Raw genomic sequence first — 14,074 nt, 5'->3', positions numbered from 1 at the left:
AGAATATCGATTTAAAGATTAGAATTGAAAATTGATACCAAAATTATAGGTTTTCCTTACAGGTAGTCCGGCATAGTCGCCCACGATTCCACCCAACCCTACATTTTCGGGATCTGTACCATGATTTTTAGCAGTCCCCGATGTAAGGAGGTTTTCTCCTATTACAAATATACGCAGACCATCTATACCCCATTTCGATATCAGAGTTTTTGGGAAGTTGTATCCGACAGTGATATTCCTTAACCGCAGGAAATCGTTATTGTAGAGATACTGAGTGCTGTATGCCGCATTGTAGGCTGTTCCGCCTTGTTCGGCATATACTTTAGGTACAGAAGTGATATCACCCGGTTTTTGCCATCTTTTTTCTGTAAATTCGGTACTGGCATTGGATCTGAAAGCACCGGACGATTCGGCATAATGAGCGTCATAGTATTTGGCTCCAAAACTGTAATAGATCATGAAGGAAAGGTCGAAATCCTTATATCTGAGTGAATTGGTAAGGCTTCCATATATTTTAGGTAGCGCGCTTCCGGCTTTTATATACTGTTCGGTAGGGACAACATCGGTGTGGTTCGCTGTAACCTCACGTCCGGTTATATTTCCATCGCCATCGAAAGAATATTTATACCATGTGTTCCGTCCGGTCTCGGGGTCCACTCCTGCCCATACGGGAGCATACAGATCGTACATAGAACCTCCTACTTTTCTTTTATACATGGCTGCATGGTCATAAATAATGTCTTCGCCTGTAGGGAGACTGGTAATCTTGTTTTTATATCCACTTGCGTTGAAGGCGATTGCCCAGTCCAAATCTTTTAGTTTTAATGCATGGTATTTCAGGTCGATTTCATATCCTGTATTTTCCATATCCCCGATATTAGCCAGGTAAGATGTTTTACCGATAGAATATGGCAGTGGTTTTTCCATCAACAGGTCTTTGGATTTTCTTTTGTATATTTCGGCTGTAACTTCAAGTTTATCGAACAAAGTGAATTCCAGTCCGAGATTGGTTTGAACATTGGTTTCCCATTTCACTTCTGGTGTAGCCAGTTTACTTACTGTCACCCCACTGTTTCCGAAATAATTGGAAGTGCCGTAAAGTCCCTGATAAGCATACAGGTTAACGTTGTCATTTCCTACTTCGCCATGACTGAATTTTAGCTTCAGGTTTGATAACCAGTCGGATGTAGATTGCAGAAAGCTTTCCTGTGAGATTCTCCACGACGCGCCTACCGACCAGAAATTTCCCCAACGATGATCCGGATGAAAACGAGACGATCCATCGGTCCTGTAACTTCCAGTGACATAGTATTTATTATCGTAGTCGTATTCAGCCCTTGACAAGACACTGACCAGCCTGTATTTATCTTTCCATGAATCTGCTACTGCTGCACCGGATGCCGACGACTGCTCCGTCATGTTTACCATGGCCAATCCCCTGCGGTTGGAATACCACTCACTGTCGACCCATTGGTACGATTCGGCACCTGCTAATGCATTAACGGTGTGTAATCCGAATTTCTTTTCGAAAGACAGGAAATTATTGAATGTTTGCGCAATATATCTTTTTCCGCTTCTATCAATAAGTCCGTCTCCTGGTTTTAAAGCAGTGCCCCTTTCCGGAGAACGGTTCCACGAATTAAACGTTTGCACATAGTCGTAGCCGTAGGATATGCGGTAAGACAGGAACGGTAGAACAGTTACATTTGCAGAAGTCTTGGCAAATACCTGGTCCGTTTTATTTTTGGTTTGTTCAACCAGATATCCGAATGCACTCCAACCTATCCACCAGTTGCGGCTTTGTTCGCCTACGTCGAGTATTCTGTTTTTAGTATATGGGCTCACAGCATAGTCGTTTGTGTTGTGATCCCAGATGTATGCCGAGTAAACCGTAGGGAAATTTCTGAAAGCTCTGAAAGGAGTGGATGTGTTATAGTTTGTGCTGGTAATATATGCCAATGAATTTTCCAGTGATAGCCAGTTCTTTACTTTTGATGATAACTGGAACCGGGTATTGAAACGCTTGTAATGTTCTCCTACATAAATACCTTTATCGTCAAGCATCGATGCAGTGGCAAAATATGTATTCTTATCTCCTAATCCACCGCTCAGGTCGATGCTGTAATCTTGTTTTATACGGTGTTTGAACGATTCGTCATATACGTCATAGTCATATAGGCGCTGTGCCTCAGGTTTTATTTTTCCATCCAATCCTACAGGATAATCCGTATTCCAGTCCGACAGGTATTTTCTTGTTGTTCCGTCTTTTAGTGTAGTATTCGATTCGAGCCAGTATATGCCTGTTACATTGTTGTATGCATATTGCCTTGCTTCGGCATCTGTGTATTTACGTCCGTTGATGGTCATATAGTCCATAGCATCGTTATATAGTCCTTCAAAGGTAAGTTCATATTGCCTTTGAGGGCTACTTTTTTTCGGAAAGGCAACAGCAAAATCACTCGTACCCCAATTAGCCCTTACATTTATTTTGGTTTTGCCTGTTTTCCCTTTTTTTGTTGTAATGAGGACTACTCCGTTCCCGGCACGGGAACCGTATAATGTTGTTGACGCAGCATCTTTCAGTACGGTTATGCTTTCTATCTCAGAAGGAGAAATGGTATTTAAATCTCCGGAATAAGGTATTCCGTCCACAACGTATAACGGATCGTTGCTTGCGGTCATGGAACCTAATCCACGGATCATTATAGATGCATTCGCCCCCGGCGCACCGGAACTGTTTATTACCTGTAATCCGGGGCTTAATCCTTGTAAACCCTGGGATAAATTTACCGGCTGAACTTTCTCAAAGACCTCGGAACCGATAACAGTGGCCGATCCTGTAAATGATGCTTTTTTAGCTGTACCGTAGGCCACGATCATCACTTCTTCCAGCATCGTTACGTCTTCTTCCAGAGTGATATTGATATTTTTCTGGCCGTTAAGTCCGATTTCCTGTTTTTGGTATCCAACAAAGGATATAACCAGTATGCAATTTGTATTTGTCACGTTTAAAGAGAATTTGCCGTCAGCATCTGTCGTTATTCCGTTAGTCGTGCCCTTTTCTATCACCGATACACCGATTAGGGCATCACCGCTTGTATCGAGCACAGTTCCGGTAACCGTCGTCTTCGATTGTTGTATTTCTTTACTGTTTCCGGCAATTGATACCTGAGGGCGGGTCAGTCCGCTCAGCATAACACATGCCAGTATCATGCAACAAGCTGTTCTGTGTTTGATTCTTAGGAGGTTTGTTTTCATCTTTAGATTTAATTAGTTTCAAATTAATAAATTACTAACCACTAGTTTAAATGTGTTTTTCTTCTGGTTTACTTCCTGAGTTTGAGGAATAGGCTTTCGTGAGGTTCCAATACTTTGCTCAATGGGCTATCAGTAGTGCCCATATCTTGCTGCGTCCATATATTTTTGATTTTTCGTGGTGCACGTTTCATGTATAATGAGCCATTTTCGAGGCTTTCATCATATACGGTGTCAAAATTCCAGTTGTAGTTGAGGTCTACCTTAAAATTGTTACGGTTGATAAATAAGAATGCTACATCGCCATCAGACAGGGCTTTTACAAGGATGTCGATCCCATTGAGTTCTACAAAGCGGAATGCAGGTTTACCCTGTTTATCCTGATTGATAGCAATTGCTTCCTTGTTCAGGAGAATTTCTTTGGTGAGGGAATCCATACTACGGATATCATTGCCTGCCATCAGGGGAGCAGACATCATACTCCAGATAGCGAAGTGCGAACGGTACTCATGCTCTGTTTGGCCTCCATTACCGATTTCGAGCATTTCCAGATCGTTCCAGTGTCCGGGTCCGGCATATTGATTAATTGTGAGGGCTTTGTCTAATATTTGCAGGACACCTACTCCTCCCCAGTTGAACTTGCAATCGTAACAGTCGCGTATATCGGCTGTAATACGCCATAGATGACCGATGCCTTTACCCCATTCCCAGGGTTTGTTTTCGCCCCATTCGCATATGCTGAATACGATAGGCCTGCCACAGGCCTTTAATGCGTCGCTCATTGTTTTGTAGGCGGCTTTTGCATCTTGTCCTTCATTGTAGCACCAGTCGTATTTAAGGTAGTCTACACCCCATCCGGCATACTGGTGTGCATCCTGAAACTGGTATCCGCGGCTGCCCGGTCTTCCCTGACAGGTTTTGCTTCCTGCACAGGAGTATATCCCGAATTTGAGTCCTAAACTATGGACATAGTCGGCAACCGGTTTCATTCCGTTCGGAAAATGATCTTTATCTACTATGATATTTCCTTTCTCATCGCGTCCTGTTTGCCAGCAATCGTCAATCACTACATATCCGTAGCCGGCGTCTTTCATTCCTGATGAAACAATGGCATCGGCCATCTCTCTAATAAGCTTTTCGCTGACGTTGCATCCGAATTTATTCCAGCTGTTCCATCCCATTGGTGGAGTTTGGGCAAGTTTGTCAAATTCTGAAATGACTGATTGGTCTTGTTTTCCGAATTCCTGTTGGGCAAAAGAGAAATTACAGATACCTATTAACAAAAAGGATGTGATAATGCTTTTCATAATATAATGACTTTTAGATTCCGGTAATTATAGAGGAATTAAAGCGGGTGATTCCTCTATTGCAAAAGACGTTAAAATATGTTGAACGCATATGCAACGAATCTCCAGAACAATGCAAGAATTATCCAAATTACTTTTTTAACTATGCTATGAAAATCAAGGTTAATTATTTATAGATGAATAATTTATATTTGTCTTTGTAGGATTGTGCTATCTTTTTGAAATTTTGTGTTATCGGAAAAAGTGCGATATTTACACTTAAAACCTTTATACTATATGAAAACACGGATATTAAAGACATTCCTGATGATAGTATATTTTTTTCTTTTTACTTTTCCACTCACAGGAATAGAACTGAATTTTAAATATTATTTTGTAGAAAACGGGCTGTCGTCGAATACGGTATATGCTATTGAGCAGGATTCGAGAGGTTATATATGGATAGGGACAGAGGATGGACTCAATCGTTTCGACGGATATAATTTTCATTCATACAGGAATATACCAAGAGACAGTACATCTATTGTGAATAACTACATATACAGCCTTTATGAAGATGTAACCAAAAAACTATGGGTAGGGACTGAAACGGGGATTTCTATTTATGACTATCAAAGCGACCGTTTCCGCCCTTTTACGAAAAGAACAAAGGAGAACATTCCGATTAATGATAAGATACAGAATATTTTATCCGATGAGAATGAAAATATATGGATAAGTTCATTTAAGCAGGGAGTATTTTTTTATAGCAGACACACGGATGTATTAAAATTTTATTCTTTTGATAAATATATAAAAAACAAACAGGAACCGATTTTTACGACCTGTATTTACAAAGACCGGGATAATACGATATGGGTATTAGCCAATAATACAATATATCAGTTATATAAATTAGACAAGAAGAAAGATGAGTTTGTTCCTGCATTTCCCGATACTGCACCTGAGCTTTTAAATAAACTTGGCTCATACAGCATGCTTGAAGATACTTTCGGGACATTGTGGCTCGGAACCTGGACTAATGGACTTTTCGAAATAGATAAGAAAACCGGAATTAAAGGTAATTATCTGAATACAGAGAATATAGATAAAATATTGCACATTCATTCTTTGACGGAATACGAACCGGGAAAGCTGTTGATAGGCTCGAATGATGGATTGACTTCTTTCAGTGTATCGCCTGTCATCGGCAATAAGAGAGAGTCCCATATCAAGGAACCGGTACTCTCGAACCGCTTTGTTTATCCTATATATAAGGACCGGGAAGGCGGGCTTTGGATAGGCACTTATTATGGTGGTATCAATTATGCATCTCCTAACAGAAATTATTTTACAAGTTACACGTATGACAGATATGAGAATTCGATTAGTGGTAATGTGGTGAGTACATTCTGCGAAGACGCGTCCGGCAACTTATGGATAGGGACGGATGACGGGGGACTGAATTTTTTCAATACCAGGACGGAGAACTTCATCGCTTATAAACCGGATAAAGGAAGAAACAGCCTTTCTTATCACAATGTACATTCCCTTTGTATATATAATGACGCCTTATGGATAGGAACATATTCGGGCGGGCTGAATGTAATGGATTTTAAAACAAAGAAGTTCAGGTGTTATTATAATAATCCGTCAGACTCTACTTCTCTGGATGCCAATAATATATATGCTTTATATAAGGATTCACGCAATAATCTCTGGATTGGGACTACAACAGGCGTAAACCTATATGACCGCAAAACGGATAGTTTTATTCGCATGAAAAAATTGAATACATTGATTATAGATATACTTGAGGTAGGGAATACGATCTGGGTTGCCACTATAGGAGACGGTATACATATCTATAATACGGATACAAAACAGTGGCATGCCTATAAATTCGACCCTGAGAATAAATCTTCTCTGATCAGTAACGATGTTATTTGCTTTTGCCTCGATGAGTCCGGTCAGCTATGGATAGGAACGAATAGTGGTTTATGCCGGTACGATGCACAAAAACAGTGCTTTATACAAATGTCAGTTAATTTTCAGAGCAATGCGATTTGCAGTATATTCAGCGATAATGGTTCCCTGTGGATAGCTACTACCCGCGGGCTGTTAAGTTTCGATCCTAAAACCAGTCAATACCGTATTTTTACAAAAGGTGACGGATTGTTGAGCGATCAGTTTACAGGGAAATCCGGGATAAAAACTTCTTCGGGAAGAATCTATTTGGGGACAGCGACCGGATTTAATGCCTTTTATTCTAAGCAGATTGTAATAAACCGTTCTATTCCGTTAATAGAGATTACGGATTTCCAGTTGTTTAATAAGTCAGTGAATATTTATAACTACATCTCATATGGCGCGGACAGCGTCCGGCAGATAACATTACCGTATAATAAGAATGGCTTTAGTTTCGAGTACACAGCTCTAAGTTATTTTGCCCCCGAAAAAAATGAATATGCTTTTATGCTCGAAGGTTTCGATAAGCACTGGAACTATGTAGGCAAAGTGCGTAAGGCAGCTTATACGAATATACCTCCGGGTGAATATTACTTCAAGGTTAAGGCATCAAACAATGATGGTATCTGGAATGATACGGGACTAAAGATTAAACTCGTGATTACTCCCCCATTCTGGTGGAATAAATGGTCTGTCAGCTTCTATATATTATTGGCTATGGCAGCATCGATAGCTTTCCTCACTTATGTGAGGAACAGGGATGAAAAGAGAAACAGGGAAAGGATAGAGAAAATAAAAAATGAACAGGAAAAAGAGGCTTATAACTCTAAAATTAACTTCTTTACTTCTATTGCCCATGAAATACGCACTCCTGTGAGCCTTATAATAGGGCCATTGGAGCAAATTATAGAAACTTCGGATACATTGCCCGAAAATATAAAGGGCGATCTGAATATTATAGACCGTAACAGCCAGAGGCTTCTTACTTTGGTAAACCAATTGCTGGACTTCAGGAAGATAGAAAGAGAAACGATACAGATAACTTTGTCGGACCAGAATATATATGAATTTTTATTGAGTATGTATGACCGCTTCAAATCTTATGTGGAACATAAGCATATTAAATTCGTATATACATACGATAATAAAGACTTTCGTACTGCGATAGATGTAGAGAATCTGACAAAGGTGGTTAGTAATCTGCTGAACAACGCATCTAAATATACGAAGGATTATATTGAACTTATGCTTTGCTCTGACCTTGGAAACAATAAATATATGATATCTGTAAAAGACAATGGAGAAGGTATATCTGAAAATGAACAGGAGAATATTTTTAAGCCATTTTATCAGATATCCGGTAACCATAAGGCTGGTACGGGCTTGGGGCTCTATCTGGTAAAAACGATTGTGGATGCCAGCAATGGGAGTATTGATATTGAAAGTGAACCCGGTAAAGGGCTTTCGGTATCTGTCACACTCCCGGTAAACACTGTAAACATGGAACAAACGATTGATAAGGAAAGAGAGCCGCATGAAGAGGTATTGAAAAATGACTTAAATGCCTATCAACCAGATATTAATTTAAAGGAGCCTCTGTCGGAAGAAGATAGGCTGACTATCCTGATTGTAGAAGATAACCCGGATATGCGGGAGTTTATCAAAAAGAATATGGCTACAACATATAATGTGCTTTTGGCAAAAGACGGCTTAGAGGGTATAAAATTGCTGGAAAGAGAGGAAACCGACCTGATTATAAGCGACATTATGATGCCCAATATGGATGGAATAGAATTCTGTAATAAGGTAAAGAGCAGTTTACTCTGGAATCATATTCCTTTGATAATGCTGACAGCTAAAACCAATATTGCATCGAAGATCGAGGCTCTGGAAACAGGAGCCGACGCGTATGTAGAGAAACCGTTTTCGATCTCATTCCTTTCAGCACAGATAAAAAATCTACTCGAATCGAGACGAAACCTGTTGAAGAAATTTACGGAGACACCATTTGCTTCTTTAAGAAGCATTGCAGGGAACAGAGGGGACGAAGAGTTCCTTACAAAGGTAAATGATGTTATAGAAAGGAATATTGCAAATGTAGACTTCACAATCGAACAGTTAGCCGAAGAGCTTCATATCAGTAGTTCCGGCTTATTTGCCAAGATAAAGAACCTGTCGGGTATCACCCCGAATAAACTGCTGCTGATGGTGAGGCTGAAAAGAGCGACGGAATTATTGAATGAAAATAAGTACCGCGTAAACGAGGTCTGCTATATGGTCGGATTTAATAATCCGTCGTATTTTGCCAAATGTTTCCAAAAACAGTATGGAGTATTACCATCCGATTTTCTGGAGAGGCGGGATAAATCCTGACATTATTCTTTCGTTTTGGATAGCCTGTATTCTTTCGGCGACAAGTCATATTGCTTCGAGAATTCCCTGTAGAAGTATGACTTATTGGTAAATCCGGATTTGAACATGATCTCGGATACGGTCAGTTTCGTTGTTACCAATAACTGTGATGCGTAATTGAGCCGGATTGTTCTTACAAATTCGCTGGGGGTCTTATCTGCCATGTCCTTTAATTTCCGGTACAATGTTGCTTTACTCAACCCAAGAGCGTCGGCTATTGCATTCGGGTTTAATGATTCGTCGTCCATATTCTTCTCAATGAATGACACTATCTCCTGCAACAACTGTTCATCATCCTGATGAATTGTTATACCGTCTTTTACAGTAATAGATGAAAGGCTTGAATTGAAAAAGTCTTTCAGCACGGAACGTTTATTGATCAGGTTTTGTACGGTAGTCAATACATGGCGCGGATGGAAAGGCTTGGTAATATACAGATCCGCTCCATGTTGATAGGCGTTGATATGGTCTTCCACAGAGCTTTTCGCCGATACATTTATAATTGGGATATGCGCTGTCTTCGGATCGGATTTGAGTTTATCAATAAGTCCTATTCCATCCATATTCGGCATCAGCACATCACTTAATATTATGTCGGGCATATTCTGTCCGATCATAGACAAAGCCTCTTCCCCGTCTCTCGCCTCACTGACATTATAGTAAGGGCTTAATATGTCTTTGAGCAGTTCCCGTATATTCTTTTCGTCTTCGACAATCAAGATAGAAATGTCTTTCTTATCATACATTTGCGGACTTATAGTTATCCGGTCATCATCTTGGCTGTCTATGGAAGAAATAAGCTGATTGGATTTCATCGGAGGAATATCTATTTCGAACATGACGTATTCTCCCAGTCTGCTGGATACCCTGATCTCCCCGCCGAGCATTTCAGTCAGGCTTTTAGTCAGTCCTAGTCCGATGCCTGTACTTGTCGAATTCTGTAACTTGGATGTTTCCAGGATTTTAAAGCGGTTAAACACTTCGGCCATCTGCCTGTCCGTTAGTCCCTTCCCTGAATTCCTGATACTTATATGCAGATTATTGTTTTGTGTAACGCTGATATGTATGAAGCCATTCGCCGGGGTATATTTGAAAGCATTAGAAATAAGATTGAATATAATTTTTTCCAATGAATTACGGTCGGTAATAATAGCAGATATACTACCCGTTTCCACCCTGAATTCTATTTTGTTTTCCTGCGCTATCTCCGTATAGTTATCCGTGATATATTCTATTAAAAGTTTTATATCAATACTTTCCGGGTGCAGAGGTGCGTGTCCCGATTCTACTTTCCGGAACTCCATCAGTTCGTTGATCAGCTTTTGCATCCTGTCGGCATTGTTCTTTATTATCTGTATATACCGTTTTGTGTACCCGTCGAGATCCGCTTTTTCGAGCAAATGCTGCGCAGGTCCGTATATAAGGGTGAGCGGAGTAAAGAATTCGTGAGCGACATTCGTGAAGAAATTAAGTTTCGACTCGTGCATTTTTTGCTGGTTCTGCTTTTCGATATGTTCGAGCAGTAATTGCCTGTTGAGCCTTATCCTGTTTCTTATTACGGAATATGCTATATACACGATGATAAGGGCCAGAATAGTATATATAATAAAAGCAACTGTACTCAGCCACCACGGATATGCCACATCTATACTTAAAGTATATATATTATCACCCCATACCCTGTCGCCGTTTGTCACTTTTACTTCCAACCGGTATTTTCCGGGAGGCAATTTTGTGAATACAATGTTAGGGTTGTTGCCGTTGTTTATCCATTCATCGGAAAAGTTGAGCAAACGATAGTCATATTCACAATTTTCGTTGTTGATGAAATCATGCGCAATGAATGAAAATGTTACATATGCTTCGTCATATGCCAGTTTTAATGTATTATCATTTATGCGTTCATTTATATTTTGCGCCGTGTTGAATATTCTAAGATTACTCAACCCAATAGATGGGTTAAAGTCTCTCAGATGTATTTTTTCCGGGTTGAAATGGTTGAATCCGTTCACCCCTCCGAAATAGAGAATCTTATCTTCATCCTTATAATAGGCTCCGTCAGAGAATTCATCGTTCTGAAGCCCGTCCTTCGATGAATAGTTTGTAACACTATTGTCAGAAAGATTAATGTGGGAAATTCCCTGATTGGTACTGATCCATATACCTCCTGTTTCATCCTCAAGGATACCGTGTATTGTATTGTTGGCCAGTCCTTCCCTTTCTGTATATTCCCGTATTCCTGATGGATTATTATTCAATTTGAGGCGATTAAGTCCATAGCTTGTGCCAATCCACAGGCTTTCTGTATCCCTTGTCAGGGAAAGAACGTCGTTGTTTGTCAGGGAGAGATTATTGTCTATATCTTCTATCCGTTCAAATGATTTATCTTCTATATTAAACCGGCTTATGCCTCCTCCACGCGTGCCCAGCCATAACTGGTTTTTATCCACTCCCGAAGTTATTGAGTATATGACATTGTTATTAAGGGAATTATGTTTGTCGGCAGATGTGTATTGTTCTATGCCCTGCACTTCATATTGGTTTGCTCTTTTTGTCAATGCTATTTTTATCAGCCCGTAGCCGGATGTCCCTAGCCATAACAACGAGTCATTATTTGTAAAATGGATGCTGTAAACTGCTCTAAAGACAGGATGCTTCGCCGGAATACTTAATCTGTACAATTGCTTATCTTTCGATAATATGTTGATACCTTCACCTTCAGTACCGATGAATATGTCTCCCGATTGGTTCTTTTTTATTGTATATACAGAATTTGATATTAATCCCGAATTGATATTTAAGAAGTCGGATAATTTCCCTGTTTCCTTTTCTAATATCTTGATCCCGTCTCCCTTCGTTCCCACTAATATTTCATTCCGGTTATACTGACAAAAGCTTCTTACCGGATGGTTCGTATAAACTGTTTTGAACGGAGAGTCATACTCATATACCTTAAGTATGCCTTGCCCGTCTGTTCCTATCCAAAGTATATCCTGACTGCCTGAAAAAAGCGAGAATATAGATATTCTGGGAGAAATACTTTGTATTGGCTGATATACTTTCGTATCCAGATTATAGGTTTCACAGCCTCCTTCGTAATAACTTATCAATAAGTTATCCTTATAATACACAACCTGGGAGATAGTCTTGTCCTTGTCAAAGTCAATGGTACTCGGATAAAGGTTCTTGTCATCTATTATTTTCAGATATCCCGGATAGTTCAGTACCAGCATATTATTATGTAGCATAAATATATTGGATACAGGCTTTTCCTGCTCTAAATATCTGGGCTGGGATAATTTAATCTCTTTATCCTGATATAGTAATTTAGACTGTTGCAATTTTCCGTTTTCATATAAGAAATATATATTATCGTTTCCATCAATCGCAAAGGTCTTGACAGTACCGTCAATCAGGGAATGGTTGACAGGGATAAACATCTGCTGTACGGCATCGAAACGGAATAATCCTTGCTGCTTTACATAACATATAATATCTTTCCGGGAAGTAATTCCAATGAGAAAAGACCTCTCTTGCTTCGGTATCTGATGTTCTGTCCCTAGAAAATAATTCGTAAATCCCTGAGACTGTTTATCCCATCTGTTCACACCGTAATCCGTCGCTATCCAGAGATAGTTTGGGTCTGATTCCAGAATTTGCCGGATTACATTATTGCTTATCGAGGATTTGTTATTCCGGTTGTAACGATAGGTTTTAAAATCTCTTCCGTTATACGAATTGAGGCCGTCCCATGTGCCTATCCATATTGTTTGTTCCGAATCCTCGAAAATACAGTTTACAGAATTATTGGACAGCCCGTCGGTATTCGACAGTTGTTTAACTGTATTCTGGGAATAAGCAATCGTGGGTATTATAAAGAAACAGAATATAATACCGGAGATAATGGAATATGTGGTTTTGAATAAATTCATATTACAAAGATATCAGCATATCGAATCGCAAATTTAAACGAAATATGTTGTATAGCATGTGTATACCCTTTTGAGAATATAGTATACCTCTTTCCAGATGCGGGGTTATAGATTTGTTGCGAATTCGGAATTGTAATGATACTAATTTTTAATCATGAAAAATATGGATATAGCAAAAAGATTTTCTCAAAACCCATTATTAAAACCTTCAGACCTGAAACCGGGAATCGAAGGTATGGAAATAACCTGCCTCCTGAATCCGGGTGTTTTCAGATTTGATGGAAAAATCTGGCTGCTGCTACGTGTGGCCGAGCGTCCTACCCAAAAAGAAGGAATCATCAGTTTCCCTGTATATAACAAAGCTGGTAAAATAGAAGTTCTGTCTTTTGACGCTAAAGATCCTAAACTGGATGCATCCGACCCGCGCGTGATAGGATACGAAGGTAAGAATTACCTGACAACAATGTCATATCTTAGACTGGTTTCCAGCGAAGACGGGATTTACTTCAAAGAGGAAAGCGAATATCCTCCCGTTTTTGGGGACGGAGAGCTGGAATCGTTTGGCATCGAGGATTGCAGGGTGGCTACGACAAAAGACGGTTTTTTCTTAACTTTTACCGAAGTGTCGCCTGTAGCAGTAGGAGTAGGGCTTATACATACCCGGAACTGGAAGGACTATACACGTCATGGCATGATATTCCCTCCGCATAATAAAGATTGTGCGTTGTTCGAAGAAACGATAAATGGAAAATATTTTGCATTGCATCGCCCCAGCAGTCCCGAATTGGGAGGAAACTATATCTGGGTAGCCGAATCGCCGGACTGTCTCCATTGGGGTAACCACAAATGTATTGCGACCACACGTGACGGCATGTGGGATTGTGCCCGTGTAGGAGCAGGAGCAGCGCCTATCAGAACGGAGGCAGGATGGCTGGAGATATATCACGGCGCTGATTTCAATCACCGTTATTGCCTTGGTGCTCTCTTGCTGGACCTGAATGATCCGTCTAAAGTTCTGGCACGTAGTATAGAGCCTATTATGGAGCCAATCGCAGCATACGAGCAAACCGGATTTTTCGGTAATGTGGTATTTACAAACGGACATCTGGTAGACGGCGATACGATAAAAATGTATTATGGCGCGAGTGATGAAGTTATTTGCGGAGCTGAGTTTTCGATAGCAGAAATCCTTAATACATTAAAATAAGTAACCGGTTAAAA

Annotated in this window: 5 protein-coding genes; 2 read left to right on the top strand and 3 right to left on the bottom strand. The window is 40.1% G+C overall.

The features are described from left to right. Positions 1–18 precede the first annotated feature (18 nt). Both ACFO6W_RS06650 and ACFO6W_RS06645 read right to left on the bottom strand, forming a co-directional pair. The gene (locus tag ACFO6W_RS06650; RefSeq protein ID WP_379994616.1) at positions 19–3,258 is read right to left on the bottom strand and encodes a SusC/RagA family TonB-linked outer membrane protein; all 3,240 of its coding nucleotides are present in this window, start codon (positions 3,256–3,258) and stop codon (positions 19–21) included. A gap of 68 nt (positions 3,259–3,326) precedes the next feature. Then, the gene (locus tag ACFO6W_RS06645) at positions 3,327–4,562 is read right to left on the bottom strand and encodes a glycoside hydrolase family 27 protein (protein ID WP_379994615.1); all 1,236 of its coding nucleotides are present in this window, start codon (positions 4,560–4,562) and stop codon (positions 3,327–3,329) included. A 276-nt stretch (positions 4,563–4,838) separates the two neighbouring features. Between ACFO6W_RS06645 and ACFO6W_RS06640 the strand changes: the two genes are divergently transcribed. Beyond that, on the top strand, positions 4,839–8,882 hold the full coding sequence (locus ACFO6W_RS06640; protein WP_379994614.1) for a hybrid sensor histidine kinase/response regulator transcription factor: 4,044 nt from the start codon (positions 4,839–4,841) through the stop codon (positions 8,880–8,882). A 2-nt stretch (positions 8,883–8,884) separates the two neighbouring features. Here the strand turns inward: ACFO6W_RS06640 and ACFO6W_RS06635 are convergent, their stop codons facing one another. After that, entirely contained in the window at positions 8,885–12,853 is a 3,969-nt protein-coding gene (locus tag ACFO6W_RS06635) for a response regulator (protein ID WP_379994613.1), read from the bottom strand. A gap of 163 nt (positions 12,854–13,016) precedes the next feature. Between ACFO6W_RS06635 and ACFO6W_RS06630 the strand changes: the two genes are divergently transcribed. Further along, positions 13,017–14,060 carry a glycoside hydrolase family 130 protein gene (locus ACFO6W_RS06630; RefSeq protein ID WP_379994612.1) on the top strand — a complete coding sequence of 348 codons (1,044 nt, stop codon included), beginning with the start codon at positions 13,017–13,019 and terminating at the stop codon, positions 14,058–14,060. Positions 14,061–14,074 lie beyond the last annotated feature (14 nt).

The sequence above is a fragment of the Dysgonomonas termitidis genome (assembly GCF_042654545.1).
GTDB lineage: Bacteria > Bacteroidota > Bacteroidia > Bacteroidales > Dysgonomonadaceae > Dysgonomonas > Dysgonomonas termitidis.
Note: the sequence above shows the minus strand (reverse complement) of the source record. Positions and strands in the feature narration are given on the sequence as shown.